Source organism: Natronorubrum texcoconense (genome assembly GCF_900100335.1).
Classification (GTDB): domain Archaea; phylum Halobacteriota; class Halobacteria; order Halobacteriales; family Natrialbaceae; genus Natronorubrum; species Natronorubrum texcoconense.
Map to the genome: position 1 here is coordinate 405,235 of NZ_FNFE01000004.1, position 19,396 is coordinate 424,630.

Consider the following 19,396-nt stretch of genomic DNA (forward strand, 5'->3'; position numbering starts at 1 on the left):
GCTCCGAAAAGAACGGCGTCGGTCGACCGTTTCAGGCCGGCGCTTCGGCTTCGTCCTCGTCTTCCAGCCCCTCGAGTCCCTCGAGGGCCTGGATCACGTCGTTGCGGTAGTTGATGACCGGCGAGTCGTATCGCTCGCGGGCCATCTGGGCGTACTCGTTGGTGGGGGCCGTCGACCCGCTCTCGGGCGCTTCCTGCTCGGCCTCCCACTCCTCGAACGCTTCGATGCGGTCGAGGGTTCGTTCGGCGGTTTCGACGACCCAGCGGTCGCGAGTCGCGTCGTCGACGACCGCGATGGATTCGGGTCGGACGGAGACGTTGACGGTGCCGTCGTCGGTCTCGTAGGTCCGCGGCTTGCCGACGATGGCGACGTATGCAGGCGGCTCCGTATCTCGCAATACGGCGGCGGCCTCGGGCTGGTACTGCCCGGCGTAGACGAAGAACGTCCCGGTCGGATCGACGACGCGGCCGCGCCAGTACTCGCTGTCGTCGCCGACGTCCTCGGTTTCGGTGAGGGTGCCGACGATGAACACGCGGTTCGCGCGGTCGCCGGTCGGGAGGAGCGCGTAGTTGGGTGCGCGCTCGTCGTCGCTCTCTTTGAAGGAATACGTCGAGTCGTTGAATTCGGAGGCGAAGACGCGGCGGGCGACTTCGCGGGTGAGTTCTGCCTGGCTCATGTTACATCGACCTCGCTTTGATCAGCAGCTGTTCCGGATCGGCCGGCCCGTCGAGCTCTTCGACGTCGTCGGCGAGCACGTAGCGGCCGAACGTCGGCCCCTCGATTCGGTAGTAGGTGCCGACGATGTCGTCCATGATCTCGTCGGCGACGATCGTCGTGTCCAGAGCGTCCATCGCCATCTCTTTGGCCTCCTCGAGACTCAGCCCCGTCAGGTCCTCGGTGGCCTCCTTGTCGAAGATGACCTCGTGGGCGTCGATGCCGTCGTCGACGACGGCCTTGATGCGGAGGTCGAACTCGCCTTCGACCTCGCCGTGTTCGTTACAGCGGCCGTTCTGGAGGACGCGCGTGCAGTCCTCCTTCGGGCAGCGCTTGATGAGTCCGCTGCCGCTTTGCATGTCGACGAGTGCGCCTTCGATCTCGCTCGTGTCGTCGCCGACTTCGAGTTCCTCGTCGAGCTCCTCGATCACCGTCGTCGAGTTGAGTTTCACCGAGTACCGGCCCTGGTACTCGTCGGTGACGACGTTTCGGAGTTCGTAGACGCCGCCCTCCTCGAGTGCGGGGAGGTCGGATTTAGCCCACTTGGTGAACTTGATCGTCCCCGTCGGGTCGCCCAGCAGGCCGACCTGCGCGACGGAGTCGCTCCGGGGGTCCCAGAGTTCGATAACTTTCGCGGTGAGGTCGATCCACTGCTCGGGTTCGTCGACGTCCTCGACGTTGGCCGCCTCGCTGCCGCCCCGCGAGATGTCCTCGCGCTCGAGGCCGGCCTCCTCTAAGTAGTGGTTGGTGACGCTTCGGCGTGCCTCGTCGATGGGTACCTTGTACTCGTCGACGAGCGTGGTCAGTCGCTCCTCGACGTCGTCGACGCTCACGTCGATGTGGTCTGAAAACTGCGCGTGTATGTCGTCCGCGTGCTGTCGTACGTCGCTCATTGTGTCACGCCTCCTCTTTGGTTTCACTGGGAGGCATACGTCGGTTCGCGCCCAATAGTATTTAAAGTATCGGGGCCGGAGTGAAAGTGAATACTGGCGGGCCGAACCGGGAGACGGCGGGGAGACTTCGATCAGTCGTCATCGGACCCGTTGTCGGAATTCGCGTTCTCGTCACCGCTGTCGCCGGCGTCGGTCTCCTCGTCGTCGCCGTCGGTCTCGCCATCGTCACTGATCGCGTCGATTCCGTCACCGTCCGGGGTTTCGACGACGATCTGAACGTGGTCCCCATCCTGCAGTTCGTAGTCGAGGTCGACCGTCTGTCCGTCGACCGCGATATCGACGCTCGTCTCCGGCTCCTCGTCGGCGTACGTTTCGCCTTCGATCGTGATCGAGGAGTCGGTGATCGGCATCGTTACGTCCTCCATGGCCTCCTCGAGCGTCACCCGCTCGGGATGCATGTGCCAGACGTTGCCGTCGCCCGGGTGGAAGTGGAACGTGCCGCCGAGTTCCTGGTAGTAGTACGCCTGTTGCTCGAAGTCGAACGTCTCGCCGTCGACCTCGACGGTGAGCTGGCCGTGGTCGTGGACGCGGCTCTCGCCGTCGTCACTGACGCCCATCATGACGACGTAGCCGACCAGCGCCAGCACGATTACACCGAGTATCGCGCCGAATCCGTACACGGCAAGTCCGAGCGATTCGTCGTCCCCATCGCCCCCCGTCCCGCGGTGGTCCTCGACGCGCCGCCGATCGATCCGACCCAGTTGGCCCTCGTGGTCGCTCGCGAGATGCTCGAGGTAGGCAGTCTCGTCGGAAAACGACGCGTCACAGTAGTCGCACTCCGGCATTGACAAACCTAGGGAACTCACCGTCTTCAATCGGTCGGTCAACGTACCCCAGTCGCTGGACCGCCGCAATTTCGGCGCGCCCGTCGGCGACGGGTCTATAGTTCTCGCGAGCTAACGGAGTGGTAATGTCGGACCGCCGTCGGCTCGAGCAGTTCTTGCGCTCGCGGTTCCGGGAGGCGGGCGAGCAGTACGAGCGCGCTCGCGGCTCGACCAACGATCAGCTCGCGGAAGCCCGCGAGGCGTACGAGGCGGCGAAAAACGCTCGCGGTCTGCCCGTTGACGAAGCGGGCCGAGCGAAGATCGTCTGTCGCCGCTACGCCGAGCGTCGAGCCGCGAAGCTCGACGAGCAGTATCGGCCGGCGTGTTACGAGGACGGCCATCCGGACTGCGAAGGCTGCGTGGAAGACGTCCACGAGGGACGAATCGAAACCTGGGGGAACTGACCGACCGCGTCTGCGGCTCAGTTACCGTTGGGTACGTCTCCGTCCGTCTGGTCGTCGTCTCGTTCCTGGCGGTCGTCTTCCCGTTCGGGCAGGAACGCCCAGACCACGACGAGTCCGACGATGACGAGTCCGAGCGCGGCCGACTCGAGGACGCTCAGATCGATGTTGACCCAGACGAGGACCGTCCGTAGCTCGACGATCAGCGGGACGGTAAACGCGAGGACGACGAGCAGCGCGCCCTTCGAGATGCGCACTACGGCGTCACCTCCGTGACGATCGATCCCGTGAGTTCGCCTGCGGTAGCGAGGGCGGTAGTGACGTACTGCTCGAGCACCAGCCCGAGGACCGGGAGCGTGTCGAGGCTGACCGGGAACGGGTTGACGTCGGGTCCGAACAGGCCGCCGCGGTCGACGATGCTCAGGATCGGGAACGTGTACGCGAAGATCACGAGCACGACGGCGATGGCCGTCCAGAGTTTGAGGTTGTCGAGGACGAGCGGTGCATCCTCGGACCCCGACAGCGTCTCGGCGTAGCCGTTCGCGGGGAGGCTGTCACTTTTGCCGTTGAACGCCGTGCCGACGACGTTCGCGAAGAACAACGCGAGCGAGAGCGTGAGCAAGATCCCGCCCAGTGCGATCTGGGCGTTGAGTTCGCCGACGCTGCCGACGGCGGCCTCGAACTCGAAGCCGTCGTACTGCGGTTCGGCGGTTCGGCGCGGCACGCCCAGCAGGCCGGCGCGGTGCATCGCGTTGGACATGAACGTCATACCGACGAACCAGAGGACGACCTGGACGAGCGCGACGGAGCGGTTCCACAGCGCCCTGCCGGTCACCTGCGGGAGGAACCAGTAGGTGACGGCCATGAACGTCAGGGCGACGGCCGTTCCCACGGTGAGGTGGAAGTGGCCGACGACCCAGAACGTGTTGTGGACGAGGTAGTTGATGTTCATTCCGGCGTTGATCATCCCCGAGAAGCCGGCGGCGGCGAACATGAGCCCGGCCAGCGCCATCCCGGTGAAGACGGGGTCGCGCCACGGCAGCGCCTTGAGCCAGCCGAAGTAGCCTTCGCCGCCGCGCTGGCGGGCCCCGTGTTCCATGCTGGCGACGACGGTAAACGCCGTCAGCAGGCTGGGCAACAGGAGGAACATCGTGTTCGTCATCGCGATGAACTTGAACCCTTCCGCGATACCGGGATCGAGATACTGGTGGTGGATCCCCGTCGGCACCGAGAGGATCAGGAACAGCACGAAGACGACTCGGGCCAGTGGGTCGCTGAACAGTTTCCCGCCCGAGACTTTCGGCAGCATGATGTACCACATCATGTACGCGGGCATCAGCCAGAAGTAGACCACCGGGTGGCCGAAGAACCAGAACAGCGTTCTGGTGAGCAGCGGGTTGACGGAGTCGATCAGGCCGAGCGACCACGGCAATAGGAAGGCGAGAATCGCGATAGCGACGCCGAGCGTGGCGATGTACCACATGAGCGTCGTCGTCAACACCATGAACGTCGGTAGCGGAATCCGCTCGTCCGGGTTTTCGGCCTTCCAGGCCAGCCAGGAGCGGAACCAGTCGACGCCGGCGAGCCAGGTGCCGACGACGAACAGTACGAGGCCGAGATAGAACAGCGGATGTGCCTGTAGCGGCGCGTAGAACGTAAAGAGCACCGACGCGCTCATGTCGATCGAGTCGGTAAAGCCGGCGAAGATCGGAATCGCGACGAGTGCGGTTCCGAGCACCATCAGGCCGTACCAGGCCCACGTGAATCGGATGTCCTCGACACCTCGGTCGAGGCTCGTCGTTATCGCCCACGTGAACACGCCCACGAGGAAGAAAATCGTGAACGTAATCGCGAGCAAGACGCCGTGTGCGGTGAGCACGGTGTAGTAGTCGGCCGAATCCATGAACCGATAGACGTCGGTCCGGTGGAGGGTCTGGACGACCCCGAACAGGCCCCCGATCGCGAGCGCGAGGAAGGAGCTGTAGAAGGCCGCCCGAACGACCTTCGCTTCCGCCGGGAACGCGTCGATGTACGTCGATCCCGCTTCACTCATCGTCCTCACCTCCGTCGGTTTCGCCATCGTCGTTCTCGTCGTCGTCACCGTCAGAGCCGTTGTCGCCGTCGTCGTCTTCGTTTTCGTCGTCCGTCTCGAGTTCCTCGACGACGGTCAGCGTCCCACTTTCCTCGTAGTTGTCGATGGCGACCGTCCAGTCGTGCTCGCCCTCGCCGAGATCGGTCGTGTCGACGGTGAACGTCGTCTCCTCGAGATCGCCGCCAGCGACGGTGAGTTCCTCCTCGAGCATTTCGTCGCCGATCTCGAGCGTCGCGGTCGTCTCGAGGTCGTCGAGCATTCGGTTCTCGACGGACACGTTGAACGCCGCCTCGTCGCCGAGTTCGAGTTCGTCGTCCGCGTCGACCGACAGCTCTGTCATGTCGAACTCGTCTTCGGGAACGACGTGGAGCATTCCCTCCATGTCGTGGTGACCGGAACCACAGTACTCGTTGCAGACGATCCCGTACTCGCCGGGTTCGTCGAACTCGACGGTCATCTCGGCGATTTCGCCGGGGATGACCATCGTGTTGATGTTGGTCCCGGCGACGCTGAAGCTGTGGATAACGTCTCGAGCGGTCACGTAGAACGTCACCTCGCTGTTCGCGGGGACTTCGATTGGATCGGGGGAAAAGGCGAACGTCTGTGCAACGACGTAGGCTTCGTACTCGTTCTCACCGACGTGTTCGACGCGCGGCTCGCCGAAGCGTTCGTCGTCGCTGATCTCGCTGGGTTCGATGGTGGGCTGTTGATCGCCGACCATCGTGATTCCGAGACCGACCGAGCCGTACGTGATCGTCGCGATGAAGCCGACGATCAACACCATCGCTGCGACTAGCCACAGCTTCTCGTACGTGTGAATGTTCATGCGAGACCCACCACCGAGAGCAGGAGGCCGGTAACCGTCGGCTCGTTTCCGAGGAACTCGACGAAGTACATGAAGAACCACAGGAGTACCAGAATGAGGAAGTACAGACCGATCAGGGCTAGCGTCCCGACCGGATCGTACTCGTCGTGCCCGATCTCCCGTATTTGATCCGACTGGTCGCTCTCTGTCGACTGCGTCATGTGTTCGTGTTGGAATACTCGTGGGTTAACAGCTAGAGAGATTCCCGACTCGTAGGAACAAGAGGCACTATTTACGTATCACCCACCGTTATACGGCGGTATGAACCTCGAGGAGTTCTCACCGCGACAGGCGCTTCCGGTCGGCTTGCTGGCGTTGCTGCCACTCTCCTGGTACGCACTCGAGAGCTCGTTGGCGGCGGGTGTCGTCTCCGCGGTCAACGTGTTGATCATCGTTGCCTGCCTCTACGTGGCGTTCGAGCCCGTTCCGGGGCATCACGATCACGACTCGAACGGCGCGTCGTCCTAACTGCGAATGGTCGCCCGCAACGCGCTTGCCCGCGACCACGACACGAGTGTGGCAGGCACCGAGCGCGCCGACTCGCTCGTGTGCACTGGAGTACTACTGTACGGAACCTACCTGCCACAGTCACTGCTATCGTTCTCCCGATCGCTGTGATCGTCCCTCGACCGCTGTGATCGTTCCCTCGCTTCCATGACCCGATTTCCCACCCGTTCCGAGTCCGAACACGCCGACGACACCGTCGACATCGGCGAGAGCGGACGAGCTACGGAGCCCGACCGAGGGGGGCAGAGCCCCGACGGCTGTACGCTCTGTTCGTTTCCAACGCCGGGAGAGCCGGTTACCGATCCAGACATCACGGGGACCTTCTGCTGCCGGGGCTGTCTCGAGATCCATCGCACCCTCGATGACGTCGACGACGCGGACGCCGACGACGTTCGCGCTCGGCTCGACGACGAGTCGTCCCTGGACGATCTCGAGGGCGAGGACGCCTTCCTCGCGGTCGACGGGATGCACTGTTCGACCTGCGAGGCCTTTCTCGAGACGCGAGCGACCGGCACGTCGGGCGTTCTGGGTGCGGAAGCGAGTTACGCGACGGACACGCTCCGACTCGTCTACGATCCCGACGTGATCGAAGACGCTCGGCTCCCGGAGATCGTCTCGGGCTACGGCTACGAGGCTCGAGACCGGGCGGACGGTCGCGAGGAAGCGCCTCGAGACGCCGCGCTCGTGAAGTTCCTGATCGGCGGCGGGCTGTTCGGGATGATGGTGATGGTCTGGTACGCCGTCTTTCTGTATCCGACGTACTTCGGCTACGAGCCGGTGGCCGACTTCGGCGGCTACGACGGCTACTATCTGGTCGTGAACATCTGGCTCATGACGTCGTTCGTGCTCTTTTACACGGGGTATCCGATCCTTCGCGGTGCGTACGTCAGCCTCAGGGCGGGGCTGCCGAACATGGATCTGCTCGTCTCGCTGGCTGCGGTCGGGTCCTACGCGTACAGTACGCTCGCGATGGTCCTCGGGCGAACGGATCTGTACTTCGACGTGACGGTCGCGATAATTCTCGTCGTCACGGCCGGTACCTACTACGAGGGGGTGATCAAGCGCCGGGCCGCCGGCTTGCTGTCGGAGCTAACCGAGGCGCAGGTCGACGAGGCTCGACGCGCGGGCGACGGCGAGAGGGTCCCGCTCGAGGCGGTCGATCCCGGTGACCGCCTGCTCGTTCGGCCGGGCGAGCGCGTTCCGCTCGACGGCTCCGTTGTCGAGGGGTCGGCCGCGGTCGACGAGTCGCTGGTCACGGGCGAGTCCCTGCCGGTCGAAAAGAACTCCGGGGACTCGGTCCGGGGCGGGACCGTCGTCACCGACGCACCCGTGATCGTCGCCGTCGGCGAGGACGCGGAAAGCACCCACGATCGACTCGTCTCGCTGCTCTGGTCGATCCAGAGTTCGCGGCCGGGCGTCCAGCGGCTCGCGGACAAACTCGCGACCATCTTCGTTCCGCTGGTCGTCTTCCTCGCGGTCGCGGCGACCGTCGGGCTGCTCGCGACCGGCTCGAGTCCCGCGACGGCGTTTCTCGTCGGACTCACGGTCGTCATCGTCTCCTGTCCGTGCGCGCTCGGACTGGCCACGCCGCTGGCGATCGCCTCGGGCGTCCAGACCGCGGCGCGACGCGGGATCGTCGTCGCCACCGAGACGCTCTTCGAGGACGCACCCGACGTCGATATCGTCGTCCTGGATAAAACGGGAACGCTCACCGAGGGTGAGATGTCGGTCGAGCGTGTTCACGTCGAGGGCGGTGGCCCCGCCGCCGACTCGAGGCCCATCTCGGACGAACGGACCGTCCTCCGTCGCGCCGCGGCCGTCGAGACCCTCTCGGAGCACCCGATCGCCGGCGCCATCGTCGATGCGGCCCGCGAGAGCGACACGATCGATGGCAACGAGGAGGACGACGACGATCACACCGCCGACATCGATGGCTTCGAGCGCCACCCCCGCGGCGTCGTCGGTCTCGTCGACGACGAGCGCGTCGTCGTCGGTCACCCGGATCACTGTCGCGACCGGGGACTCTCGATCTCGCCGTCGCTCGAGTCGCCTATTTCGGCGGCGAGAGCCGACGGCGACGTCCCGGTCGTCGTCGGCTGGGACGGTCGGGCACGCGGCGTGATCGTCGTCGGTGACGCGCCCCGCGAGCGCTGGAACGAGGCGGTCGAGACGCTCTCGGACGGCCGCGAGGTCGTCGTCCTCACGGGTGACGAGGGAGCGGCGGCGGACCGATTTCGCGACGTCGACGGCGTGAGCGAGGTGTTCGCCGGCGTGCCGCCCGAAGCGAAGGCGGAGACGATCCGCCGACTCCGAACGCGAGGCACCGTCGCGATGGTCGGCGACGGCAGCAACGACGCACCGGCGCTCGCCGCGGCCGACGTCGGCATCGCACTCGGCAGCGGCACCGAACTCGCGACCGACGCCGCGGACGCCGTGATCGTCGGTGACGACCTCGAGGCTGTAGCCGAGACGTTCGCGCTCGCAACCGGGACCCACCGGCGGATTCGACAGAATCTCGGCTGGGCGTTCGTCTACAACGCGATCGCGATTCCGTTGGCGATCGCCGGGCTGTTGAACCCCCTTTTCGCCGCGGTCGCGATGGCCGCGAGTAGTTTGTTGGTCGTGGCCAACTCCGCGCGGTCGATTCGGTGACGGCGTCTCGAGTTCGGCAGCTATCGTAACAACTGAAACGATTTACACATCGATCGCAACGCGGTCCTGCGATCGAGTGTGCAGTGACTTTCAGTGGCTACGATACTCCTCGTCGGCCGTCACGACGCGATCCACCGCGCGCCGGTCGCCGTCGTCGTAGACGTAGGTCGTCTCCGCCTCTTCGTCTTCGGTTTTCCGGTGACTGCCGTCGCAGAAGGGAAACGACGCCGAGAGACCACACTGACAGATCGCGACGTCGCCTTTCTCGTCGTCGATATCGTCGGGATCGAGCTTCCGCGGTCCCGTCGCCTCGAGTTCGACCAGTCGTGTCATGGGTCTCGATTCGAAGCGGTCGGTGAAAAGCGCGCGGCCCGACCGAACGGTTCGATCGCCTCGAGCGACGCTCGGCTGGCGCGGCCGAAACCGTCGTGAACGCAAGCTACTTGGTTCCAGTTTGTAATTCTCGACGTGGAACTACATGAGCGTCCACGATGGAGGAACGTCGATCGCTATCGCACTCGCAGTCGTCAAGACGCTTATCCTGCTCGTGGGCAGCGTTATCACGTTCTTCGCGTACAAAGCCTACCGTCGAACGCGACAGCGCGCGCTGGGCTTGCTCGCCGCCGGCTTCGGCCTCGTCACGCTGGGGCTGGTACTCGCCGGCTTGCTCTACGAACTGCTCGAGGTCTCGCTGATGACGGGCATTCTGCTCGAGAGTCTCCTCATGCTCGTCGGCTTCACCGTCATCGCCTACTCGCTGTACGTCTCCTGAGGCGACTACCTAAGGGCCTGCGCCCCGCGAGTACGACCAGTGACCGACGACGAGTCACCGACGACGGATGATCCGTCCGACCGTGGCCAGCCACGGTGCTCGGACGATATTTCGCCAGTTCTGCGATCGATCATCGATGAGCTATCGCCGGGACGTGCCCTCGACGTCGCCACCGGAACCGGCCGGAACGCCCTCGCCCTCGCGGCGCGCGGCTGGACCGTCGACGCCGTCGATCTCTCGAGTGCGAAACTGGCTCGGGCGCGTGAACGGGAGCGGGGCCGTACGCGGTCGACCGGTCCCCCACCCTCGGACCCCGTGAACTGGATCCTCGCCGACGTCGACAGCTACTGCGTTCCGGGCGGCGTCTACGACCTGCTCGCGGTGAGTTTCTTCGACGCGCGCGACCGTCTCTCGGATATCGTCGACGCGCTCGCCCCCGGCGGCGTGCTCTGGTACGAACACTACCTCGAGCCACCGGCGGGGGAGTCCAGCGCGGGGAATCCGTTTCGATTCGAGGCGAACGAACTCCTGACGGCGTGCTCGCGCTCGAAGCTGACGATCCTCTACTACGCCGAGTACGCCGTCGGTGACGAGCCACGCGTGGTACTGGTGGCGCGCAACGAGGACGGCGTCTCCCGGTGGCGGCCGGCGCTTCCGCGGCCGTAGCCGACGCCGCTACGGCCAGCTCAGTCCCGGGCTGTCCTCGTCGTCCTCGACCAGCCGGGCTCGAGTCCGCTCCGTCGAGAAGAGTCGCCGGCCGGATCGTGCTAATCCGTCCTTCTAACCTGCATCGCCGGAGCGTCGCGTGGCTCTGCCGTTGGGTCCCGATCGATTCGCCGTCGCCGTATAAGCGGCCTGTAGCTGCGACCCCAACCGTCTAGCGTGTGACGGACGAACGGTATAGTATGGAGACGCGATGGGTAACCGTCGACGGTGTTCATCTGCAACTCCCTGCTGACTGTACCGTCGACGAGCTGCGGGAGGAACTTCACAAACCGTCCGATGCGGTGCTGATCGCCGTCACCGGCGATCTCGTGTCCGTCGTCCACGACGAGGACCGATCCCTGGCCGAGATGGTCGCCGGCTGTGCGGACACGTACTACTTCAGACGGCCGGATGAGCCCGACCGAAACGTCGTGCTGGCCGCCCCGGAAATCGACGAGGCGCTCGAGGAGCCGATATCGGACGAAACGACCTTCCAGCGACCCGGTATCGATCACTGACCGTCGGATCTCTCGAGGATCTGCTGTGACGGTGGTTACTGTCTTTTACCGAGGGACAATGGGCTGTTCGGATGCTCGAGTTTTCACTCTGTAGGAACGGAGTCGAACGAACGCAGAAAGCCTAGGCCGGGATTTGAACCCGGGCTCTCGGAGACGGACGCAGAAGCCGCTAACAGGGGCTTGCGCCAGTGTTGCAGGCTGTGTTGAAAACCATGAGCCTGAAACAAACACCGCCGCACGAAGCCAAGAACAGATTTCTCAACGACAAGAAGCCGGGCGTCACCAAGAAGACGATCAAGAACTACCGAACGACGCTACGACAGTTCTGTGACTGGCTGGATGAACAGAACCTTACAGACCTTAACGAACTGGACAGTGAACTGATCCAGCGGTACAAGGAACACCGACTATCCAAGGTGAAGGTCATCACAGCTCGGCAAGACATGATGACGGTTAAGCAGTTCATAGAGTTCTGTGAACACATCGCTGCAGTTCCCCGGGGTATGTCTGATATGGTTCGAATCCCCCAAACCAGCGAGAACGACGAAATCTGCGACGATCTTCTTACCCGGGATGAAGCCCTTGAGCTGCTTGAATTCCTTCAGAAGTACGAGTACGCGACAAACCGTCATGTAACCCTACTGATCTTGTGGAAGACCGGGATGCGGATGAGCGGGCTTAGAGCGCTTGATATTGATGATTTTGATGATGGACGGCCAGCCTTAAGACTCCGCCACCGACCAACGAGAGGAACACCTCTGAAGAATAAAGAAAAGAGTGAGCGGGACGTGCTAATCACTTCTGAAGTGGCTGACGTTATCTGTAATTACATTGAGAACAGTCGGGAGGATGTAACCGATGAGCACGGGAGAAAGCCCCTTCTTACGTCTAAGAGTGGTCGTGTAGTAGAAACTACGATACAACGGTACGTCTACACAGCAACTCGTCCCTGCTACTACAACGGAGGGGAATGCCCGTTCGACCGGAAGCCCGAAGATTGTGAAGCTATGTCTTGGAATACTTCGTGCAAATGTCCGGGATCAGTAAGTCCTCATGCACTACGTCGGGGCTATGTGACTGCTGCAAGAAACGCAGGACAGCCAAAGGACGTAACGGGGGAACGGGTGAATATGAGCGGAAAGGTGCTAGATAAACACTATGACAAGGGTACAAGTGCCGAAAAGGCTGAAAGACGCCGAAATCATATAAGAGATATTTAATTAACCGTGGGTAGCGCCCCTTATGATTTGGTCTGTTTCTTTCGCTTCTACTTCTTCGGGACCATCAACATATTCTATTTTAAATTCTCCAGATTCGACATCTATGTGCCTGACGTAATTAACATCTATGAGCCTCTCACCCTCGTCAGGCATCATCATGAAGTTCATATCATCTTTTTCACTTGTTATTGGAACAGCCATACTTTCACCAGAGACAGCAGTTATGTATGCGTCCTCATACATTTCTTTCACGCTATCAGAATATGTTATATACACCTCTCCATCTTTATTACGACTAACTCTAGAAACACCGGCACAATGCGTTATATCTCCCTTTTTTGCTTTGTTTTCAACCACTTCTCCCTCTTCTTCACAGTATACTTTAGAATCATCATTGATCTTTATTTCGACCTTCAATCCAAGACCGTCATGATGCATAAACTTCTCCACATCATCCTTAGCTAGTCTTTCTAACTCATTCGGTTCATTAGCAACACCTGCCAAGAGATCTGTTGTTCGAAATACAACAACCAGAATACTAAGCAAAATAGCTGCGACCATTGCCACCGCTACCGCTGCTTCTCCAAAGCTAAGTGATGAAATAAATGCAATCGGTATTCCAAACACACCTCCAGCTATTACAGCAATAATCGCTAATGCAAAACTTTCTCCGTCTTCAAGAACACTCTTTTCACTACTAGAGTTAGCGGTTGGAGCTACCTTTCCTTCATTATGTACTGCTCCGTGACAGTCTTTGCATAATGTCTTCAAATTGTTTTTATTATGGGTGCCTTCGTCGCTAATTGGTACAATATGATGTGCATGGAGTTCTGTATTTCCTTTTCGCCCGCCCTTGCTACCACAATTCTGGCAGGTATATCTGTCTCTCTTATAAACTTCTCTTCGACGTGAGTCCCAATCTGAGGGATACTTATTCTTCACGCTACCAAGTCTGTGTAAGGGGGTAAACAATTTGTTGGCCAACCCGTATGCAAACAATCCTTTCCACACAAACTACGCCTTAAATTACCAGTCACCACTGAATTCGCATTTTAACCCTATTTCCTCGGCCAATTGTGGAATGTATCTCATCTTTGAATTCGCACTAAGTGTAGTATGTAAATAGGCCCCATCTGAAAGTTCCTTGTAAGTCCTCATCTCGCTTCCATCCGTATGAACTGGTTCCGTATTTACCAGTGCCTGCGTCCCTCTTCCGGTTCCAGCTACATACGGCAATTTAATCTCCTCTAACAGATCTTTTTGTTGTATTAAGAAATCTACAACCTCTGCTATCACTTCCGATTGGACTTGACCTGAATGCTCATAGATTACTGTATCATTCTGGGAGAGTTGTATAATATAATCGTCTTTTTCGTCTGACGAATCCATACAGGATGTGCCTTTGGTATCTGTTTTACTCTGGTTGGTTGACTCGGCTACAGAAGGTGTACTTTCGGCATTGATCCGATGTGCTTGATCATCTAATACAGAAACCAGTTCGTCAACGAAACTTTTTGCTTCATCTTCAACACGCTGCGACACTGATTCACCAATCACTTCAGTTACTACTCCTGTTATCTCTTCAGCTATGTTCTCTTTATTCTCCTGTAACCTATCAGTCGCCTTCTTCACTGATTCGATCTTCTGAGCTATCTGTTGAGATTCACCTGTGTTGATAGATTCTTTTGAAAGTGCCTTTAAGGCGTGTTTGTTGGCTTCTATTTCTTGGAGTGGGAATTTCGCAAGGGAAATTTCGTTTGGGCGAGTACTGGAATGGTCGCGTCTAAAAACCTCAAACTCTCGTCCGTTCGATAGCAAGCCCCAATCAACACCTACTTGCCGCATATAACTTTTGAGTTGGTTTTTATGGGACTCGGTGATCGTCGTATCGCATCCTTTTGCTTCAACAAAAACCACGGGTGCAGATTCAAGTTTTAAACCATAGTCAACTTTCTTCGTCCCAGAACCCATTTGGACAGAATATTCGAGTTCAACATCTGAGGAGAGTATTTCCCAACCCAAAAGATCAATAAGTGGTTCAATGATTTTTCTCTTCGTGTTTTGTTCATCCATCTGCGGCGAACCGTCAATAAGTGCGGAGGAGCGTTCCGCGTATTCGGCCAAGTCCTCCTGAAACGTCATTATAGCATTTAGTTTTTCTTATCAACGTATAAATGTGCTGCGTGCCCCGCAATCCTTTCCATACGAAGGACTGCGCATCCGATGAATAGCAGATCTCATGATAATAGTATCCAAGAAGACTATTAACCATTACTCCAATTAAGGGATATGAATCCAAAAGAGTTCAAAACGGACGACGGCGATTTATATTATTATTTTGAAGAACCATGGATACCGTTTGAAAACCAAAATGTTTTACAACGTATATTCAGGCTAAATAGAGATTTTGACAAAATTTTTGAGTCATTAGACGAGGTTGAAGAGCTTGTAGATGATCTCAACGAGTCGGAACCATCTAGATCACTGCTACACAAGGGTATCAGCAATATCCATACGTTGATTCAATGCTTGGAAGAATATTTGTATAATTTTCCAGACCTCCTTAGTGAAGATTGGTTTGTTGATTTTTGGCAAACGGTCGCAGCCGCCACATGGCGAGCTGAAAAAGGCGTCTTTGATGATAAGCCGGGACAATTAGAGAGTCGATTAAGAGAAATCCTTGACCATACTTCACAATCACCATATAAGGGTATATATCAACCATTCAGCGACTTCATTGAACGTCGCGGATGGGAAATCAGCGTACACGATATTCCTGAAGAGTACCGGAATGATGTTTATGAGGCTAGGGACCTATATTGCCTTGGCTATTTTTCGACATCACTCTTTGTCTTAGGTCGAGCAGTCGAAAAAGCCCTATTAGAACTAGGTCAGCTAAGGAATATCAGATCAATTGAGGCGTTTGGTCGTGAAAAATCTTGGAATGAGGCGAGATTCTACAGTCGAAAAGAGGCACTGAAACACATTCAACATCCAACCGGCACGGAAAAAATGATTAGCCAAAGACAGTATCATGAGATCTCAATACTAGTTGATTATCGGAATAATGTTGCTCACACTGATTATGATAACTTGGATCGACAGGAAGCACTAAGGCAAATACAGAACGCTTTCAGTTTATTACAAGAGATGTGTGAGAAGATCGGAGAGCTTAGAGAGCTAAGTGATGACGAAATTGAACCCATTGAAGGCCAGTCCGTCAATTAAATCAGGAGATTTTTTCTCTACAAAGGACTGCTGCAGCATAGCCCACAGGTTTCATAACTCATTGACACCTATTACCTCTACAATGGCAAGTGATAATGACGAACAACAAATACGTGTAACGGATTTTGAAGAGATGAATATACATCTTTCAAGAGCAGTTGCAACTGAAAATGCAGAAGAGTATATCATTAAGTCAGACCATGAAAAGGTAGGCGAAGATCTAGGAGAGTTTGGTCAGTTGCCTCACTTGGGACGTATGATTCTTTTATATGCAAGTGGCGCTGGATTTCAATCGTATACCTCTGGAAGTCTCTTGCTCTATCAGGATTGGGAAGAACCAGCAATTAGCAGTCTGGTTGATTTAATATCTCGTCGTGTTATTCAGGGAGTAGGAGTAGGAGGTCACACACTCGATTCTTTTGATATTTCTGTTTATTCGGTAGACAAGATCTCTAATTGGGGAGATATAACGACAGAAGGTCCTGAACGAGGTTTTGTAGGCTTATATAGTGAAGTCGAATCATCCCAAGAGATGATTGAGGAACTCCCAGATACTCTGTCGAAAGTAACTGATGAAATTATGGAAGAGCGTGAAGATGAGTTTAGAGAAATTCTTGAATCCGACCATGACGAGGAGGAGAAAGAAAATATGATAAGAGAAAACATAAAAATTGGAATGGAAAGAAGTCTTCCTACAATCCTATTTGAGCGGGAGTCTGAAAGTAGAGGTCCATAGCTACATCGGATCTTCGAGGCAAGGCTTCTACACAAAGGACTGCATCAGGTTACTCGAATTAGACTAGAAGGCGGAGCGGAAGAGGTTAGAACATTAAGGGATCTCTGCAGGACTAAAGGTAAAGCAACTCTCACAGAATTATTCTAGAATTCAAGAGCTATACCCAGATTGGTTTCAATGAGACATAGATCTTGTTTAGAAATTAGTTGGCTACAATAACTGTTCCCGACTAGAACCCCAAGTATACCACCTAACCCTTCTACTTATACAGTTCCAATGAAAGGACCGGGTATATTTTTCCTATCTCTTTTAGTGAAACTGTTTAGATATTCAAGGGAGACTAAGAAGATACTCTTTAGAGATTGTACTATACTATTGTACCCATCGTATCGTCGCTCTTTATCATGATATAGTATAACACGATTTTATCAAATTGCAAAACGGCCCTTGCTAGTTCCCTTCAGCCGCTCTTGCTTGGGACCTACCTAAGAGGTGTATTACCATATCTGTCGTCAGCTACCTTCGGGTTGTATTCCCCGACATTGCCTGAAAATATGGCCCCTCACCATCCATCACAGCGGAGCGAGAATGCTAACCCATTAGATTAGCATCTTGACCAAATACGGGATCGTACTTAGCTCACAAATAGGGGGCTGACCATACAACGATGTGAACAATCTCGTGTATGATCGCACTTCTACTCAATTCCTGCTACCGCAGTAGGAGTTCTCCTCTCTTTCAAAGAATCCCTAGTATATTAAAACTTTCGCCCAATATTATATCGAAACAACAACCAAGAATCTTTGTGGCAACAACTTCCCTCAGTCTTCTTCTAAATAGGATGGTTACTACCAATTTGACTAAGGAAGTCGAAAGAGCAACTTGTCAATGACTTCCTTGCTAGTCAGACAGGAACTGAAGAGGTGGGCTGCCTGCTGGCCTTCTGGTATACTAAGTACGAGTATCCAGTTTTCATCCCTTGCAATTCACACGAGGTGCCGAATTAGCTATCAAACCCAGATCTATACAGTAGATGTAACGGCCCATCGTGTCACGAATCTCTATCACAGTAGAGAATGAGTTGGAGTAATTGCTTGGATTAGGCCACGAACCCTCACCCAAGTTATTGTGAATAAGATTTGTTGTGGCTAGCGACACTCAGTAGTATTGATCGAGACAGCAGCTACTATTGATGGTTGAATATTCAGGAGATTGTGTGGTGCGCCGTTCTCGCTTAGCATAGTTCGGTTGCTCAACTCTCATTTTTGAAAACCACCATACAGTGCGGAGCGGTTGCTCGCGCGGGTTTCCTTTAGCCCGTCGTATCTCCGGTAAAATAACCCTTGAAACGGGTACCCTTCTCGCTGAAAACAGCCGTAAGAACTATGCTAGGGCGGCGCTGTATGGGAATTACGGTCTGCAACGAAGGAGCAAGCCTAGGCCGGGATTTGAACCCGGGCTCTCGTCCTTACCAAGGACGCGCTTTACCGCTAAGCTACCCAGGCGCGCATTTCTCAGTTGTCTCGAGTCGTCTTTAGGGCTTTCGATTCGCCACCGGCGTGGGTGGGTGTGTCTCGGTTGGGAAACGCCCGTCTCGTACGGTTTACTGTAAGTCATTTCCGGCCCGACCGCGAGCCGTCCTGCGGTCGGGCCGGTAAATCGTTACAGCAATCCGTATCAGGGGTCGGTCGCCGATGTCGCTCGGTCGGTCGGGTGCTCCTCGAGCGACTGCTCGGAGCGCGTCGGCTCGAGGTCGGCGAGGTAGGTCGCGGCCGGCGGGAAGGGGGCCTCGACGCGATCGGCGATCTCGTCGACGGTCGCGAGCAGCCGCGGACTAGGTGTCTCGCCGACGGCTGCGGCGCCGGTGAGCACGGCGAGTTCGAGGATATCGCGTTCCAGATTGGCGTCGATGGTCGCGGGATCCGTCTCTCCACCGTCTCCCATGGTTCGTCGGGACTGATCGCGGCCGAACGCCTGGACGGTCCGGACGGCCTTGCCGGCGGCGTCGGTACGAGCGAGCAGGTAGAAGCCGCGGGCAACGAGGATGTCGGCCGCGAGGATTTCGAGGTCTCCCGTTTCGGCGCTTTCGCCGCCGGCTCCGTTCTCGATCCACGGCTCGTCGTGTGCGAGCACCCGCGTCAGCCGCAGCCCCTCGTAGATGAGCTGGACGCCGGCAGCCTGGGTGGCGACCCCGCTCGTGTCGTCGAGTTCGTCGCTGTACTCGGCCCCGTTCTCCGACGGCGGTGCGTCGGCCTCGAGCACGCTGTGTCCGTCGGTCGCCGTCGCCGCGGCGCTCTCGATCGTCAGTACGCCGGGAACCATCGAGGCCTCCGCGAGGCTGGCTTCGATGTAGTCGTGTAGCTCGGGTGGTTCCACGTCTGCGACGGCGTCGTAGGCGGCACGCCGACAGCTGTCGGCTTTCTCCATCAGCAGAGGCTTACGACGGTGTAGGCAAAGACCTTTGGAAACGTCCGATCGACTGGTGACATGATCGATCAGGAGGTCGATACCGACCGTTCCGTCCGTACCGTGGCGTTCGACCGCCCCGACGCGCGAAACGCGCTGACCGTGACGGGCCTCGAGGCACTCGAGCGCGCGATCAACGATGCCGACGAGACCGTGATCTACCTCACCGGGAACGGTCCCGCCTTCTGTGCCGGTGCGGATCTCTCCGCGGTCGGCGACCTCGACGGCGATCGCGAGCGGGCCGTGGAGTTCGCTCGGCTGGGCCAGCGCGTCGCCCGAGCCATCGAGGACTCGCCGGCCGTCGTCGTCGCCGGGATCGACGGTCCCGCACGCGGCGGCGGTCTCGAACTCGCACTCGCCTGTGACGTCCGCGTCGGAACCCCCGACTCGACCTACGGCGAGCCCGGCGTCACGTTCGGCCTCTTCGGTGCCTGGGGCGGCACCGCCCGACTACCGCGAGTCGTGGGTGAGGGCGACGCCCTCGAGTTCGCGCTCTCCGGCCGAACCGTCGACGCCGACGAAGCCCGACGGATGGGACTCATCTCCCGAATCGAGGACGACCCGCGAACCGTCGCGGAGACGATCGCGGAAAACGCCGACGACGCGCTCGCCGTTTTGAAACGACGGCTTCGGGACGACCGAGAGCGAGCGACCCAGGAGCGACTCGAGGCGCAGGCGTTCGGAACCCTCGTCGAGAGCCACGCCGACGATATCGACGCCGTGCTCGAGTGACGGCAATCGAA

The 19,396-nt window shown here is 57.8% G+C and carries 21 protein-coding genes and 1 tRNA gene; 10 read left to right on the forward strand and 12 right to left on the reverse strand.

Translation table 11 applies throughout. The features are described 5' to 3' along the window. Nucleotides 1-31: 31 nt before the first annotated feature. From BLT08_RS14745 to BLT08_RS14755, 3 genes are all read right to left on the reverse strand, one after another. A complete protein-coding gene (locus tag BLT08_RS14745) occupies nucleotides 32-676 on the reverse strand; it encodes an RPA family protein (protein ID WP_090309018.1) in 645 nt (214 codons plus the stop codon). A gap of 1 nt (nucleotide 677) precedes the next feature. After that, complete coding sequence (locus tag BLT08_RS14750) at nucleotides 678-1,607, reverse strand: hypothetical protein (RefSeq protein WP_006087804.1); 930 nt, start codon at nucleotides 1,605-1,607, stop codon at nucleotides 678-680. 131 nt (nucleotides 1,608-1,738) lie between these two features. After that, entirely contained in the window at nucleotides 1,739-2,452 is a 714-nt protein-coding gene (locus BLT08_RS14755; RefSeq protein WP_090309022.1) for a ubiquitin family protein, read from the reverse strand. Between the two features lie 125 nt (nucleotides 2,453-2,577). Here BLT08_RS14755 and BLT08_RS14760 point away from each other — a divergent pair, with 125 nt between their 5' ends. Further along, nucleotides 2,578-2,895 carry a DUF7091 family protein gene (locus tag BLT08_RS14760; RefSeq protein WP_090309025.1) on the forward strand — a complete coding sequence of 106 codons (318 nt, stop codon included), beginning with the start codon at nucleotides 2,578-2,580 and terminating at the stop codon, nucleotides 2,893-2,895. Between the two features lie 17 nt (nucleotides 2,896-2,912). On the opposite strand, the gene BLT08_RS14765 is transcribed toward BLT08_RS14760, so the two are convergent. The 4 genes from BLT08_RS14765 to BLT08_RS14780 are packed head-to-tail and all read right to left on the reverse strand — an operon-like array spanning nucleotide 2,913 to nucleotide 6,010. Then, nucleotides 2,913-3,149: a CbaC protein gene (locus BLT08_RS14765; RefSeq protein WP_090309028.1), complete on the reverse strand. Its 237-nt coding sequence runs from the start codon at nucleotides 3,147-3,149 to the stop codon at nucleotides 2,913-2,915. Then, complete coding sequence (locus BLT08_RS14770) at nucleotides 3,149-4,945, reverse strand: b(o/a)3-type cytochrome-c oxidase subunit 1 (protein ID WP_090309191.1); 1,797 nt, start codon at nucleotides 4,943-4,945, stop codon at nucleotides 3,149-3,151. The genes BLT08_RS14765 and BLT08_RS14770 overlap by 1 nt, the downstream gene beginning before the upstream one ends. After that, nucleotides 4,938-5,810: a cytochrome c oxidase subunit II gene (locus BLT08_RS14775; protein ID WP_090309031.1), complete on the reverse strand. Its 873-nt coding sequence runs from the start codon at nucleotides 5,808-5,810 to the stop codon at nucleotides 4,938-4,940. The genes BLT08_RS14770 and BLT08_RS14775 overlap by 8 nt, the downstream gene beginning before the upstream one ends. Further along, nucleotides 5,807-6,010 carry a hypothetical protein gene (locus BLT08_RS14780; RefSeq protein WP_090309034.1) on the reverse strand — a complete coding sequence of 68 codons (204 nt, stop codon included), beginning with the start codon at nucleotides 6,008-6,010 and terminating at the stop codon, nucleotides 5,807-5,809. The genes BLT08_RS14775 and BLT08_RS14780 overlap by 4 nt, the downstream gene beginning before the upstream one ends. Before the next feature lie 100 nt (nucleotides 6,011-6,110). Between BLT08_RS14780 and BLT08_RS14785 the strand changes: the two genes are divergently transcribed. Continuing rightward, nucleotides 6,111-6,317, forward strand: coding sequence for a DUF8131 family protein (locus BLT08_RS14785; RefSeq protein ID WP_090309037.1), 207 nt, complete (start codon nucleotides 6,111-6,113; stop codon nucleotides 6,315-6,317). A gap of 186 nt (nucleotides 6,318-6,503) precedes the next feature. After that, nucleotides 6,504-9,008, forward strand: coding sequence for a heavy metal translocating P-type ATPase (locus BLT08_RS14790; protein ID WP_090309040.1), 2,505 nt, complete (start codon nucleotides 6,504-6,506; stop codon nucleotides 9,006-9,008). Between the two features lie 90 nt (nucleotides 9,009-9,098). On the opposite strand, the gene BLT08_RS14795 is transcribed toward BLT08_RS14790, so the two are convergent. Then, nucleotides 9,099-9,341: a CDGSH iron-sulfur domain-containing protein gene (locus BLT08_RS14795; protein WP_090309043.1), complete on the reverse strand. Its 243-nt coding sequence runs from the start codon at nucleotides 9,339-9,341 to the stop codon at nucleotides 9,099-9,101. Nucleotides 9,342-9,486: 145 nt separating this feature from the next. Between BLT08_RS14795 and BLT08_RS14800 the strand changes: the two genes are divergently transcribed. From BLT08_RS14800 to BLT08_RS14815, 4 genes are all read left to right on the forward strand, one after another. Continuing rightward, entirely contained in the window at nucleotides 9,487-9,780 is a 294-nt protein-coding gene (locus BLT08_RS14800) for a DUF7521 family protein (RefSeq protein WP_006087815.1), read from the forward strand. 39 nt (nucleotides 9,781-9,819) lie between these two features. Next, entirely contained in the window at nucleotides 9,820-10,446 is a 627-nt protein-coding gene (locus tag BLT08_RS14805) for a class I SAM-dependent methyltransferase (RefSeq protein WP_090309046.1), read from the forward strand. Between the two features lie 239 nt (nucleotides 10,447-10,685). Further along, on the forward strand, nucleotides 10,686-11,003 hold the full coding sequence (locus BLT08_RS14810; protein WP_090309049.1) for a hypothetical protein: 318 nt from the start codon (nucleotides 10,686-10,688) through the stop codon (nucleotides 11,001-11,003). 212 nt (nucleotides 11,004-11,215) lie between these two features. Continuing rightward, nucleotides 11,216-12,223 (forward strand): tyrosine-type recombinase/integrase, encoded by a 1,008-nt coding sequence (locus BLT08_RS14815; protein ID WP_090309197.1) that lies wholly within the window; start codon nucleotides 11,216-11,218, stop codon nucleotides 12,221-12,223. On the opposite strand, the gene BLT08_RS14820 is transcribed toward BLT08_RS14815, so the two are convergent. Together BLT08_RS14820 and BLT08_RS14825 are read right to left on the reverse strand one after the other, a co-directional pair. Next, nucleotides 12,224-13,165, reverse strand: a complete 942-nt coding sequence (locus BLT08_RS14820; RefSeq protein WP_090309199.1) for an HNH endonuclease — start codon at nucleotides 13,163-13,165, stop codon at nucleotides 12,224-12,226. An 84-nt stretch (nucleotides 13,166-13,249) separates the two neighbouring features. Then, complete coding sequence (locus BLT08_RS14825; protein ID WP_090309052.1) at nucleotides 13,250-14,365, reverse strand: type I restriction enzyme HsdR N-terminal domain-containing protein; 1,116 nt, start codon at nucleotides 14,363-14,365, stop codon at nucleotides 13,250-13,252. A 147-nt stretch (nucleotides 14,366-14,512) separates the two neighbouring features. Here BLT08_RS14825 and BLT08_RS22600 point away from each other — a divergent pair, with 147 nt between their 5' ends. Both BLT08_RS22600 and BLT08_RS22605 read left to right on the forward strand, forming a co-directional pair. Next, nucleotides 14,513-15,451, forward strand: coding sequence for an MAE_28990/MAE_18760 family HEPN-like nuclease (locus BLT08_RS22600; protein ID WP_139171312.1), 939 nt, complete (start codon nucleotides 14,513-14,515; stop codon nucleotides 15,449-15,451). A gap of 82 nt (nucleotides 15,452-15,533) precedes the next feature. Continuing rightward, entirely contained in the window at nucleotides 15,534-16,187 is a 654-nt protein-coding gene (locus BLT08_RS22605; protein ID WP_139171313.1) for a hypothetical protein, read from the forward strand. A 1,433-nt stretch (nucleotides 16,188-17,620) separates the two neighbouring features. On the opposite strand, the gene BLT08_RS14830 is transcribed toward BLT08_RS22605, so the two are convergent. Together BLT08_RS14830 and BLT08_RS14835 are read right to left on the reverse strand one after the other, a co-directional pair. Further along, nucleotides 17,621-17,692, reverse strand: a tRNA-Thr gene (locus tag BLT08_RS14830). Between the two features lie 172 nt (nucleotides 17,693-17,864). Then, nucleotides 17,865-18,614 (reverse strand): DUF7114 family protein, encoded by a 750-nt coding sequence (locus BLT08_RS14835; protein ID WP_090309055.1) that lies wholly within the window; start codon nucleotides 18,612-18,614, stop codon nucleotides 17,865-17,867. A gap of 60 nt (nucleotides 18,615-18,674) precedes the next feature. Between BLT08_RS14835 and BLT08_RS14840 the strand changes: the two genes are divergently transcribed. Further along, nucleotides 18,675-19,385, forward strand: coding sequence for an enoyl-CoA hydratase/isomerase family protein (locus tag BLT08_RS14840; protein WP_090309058.1), 711 nt, complete (start codon nucleotides 18,675-18,677; stop codon nucleotides 19,383-19,385). Nucleotides 19,386-19,396: the final 11 nt, after the last annotated feature.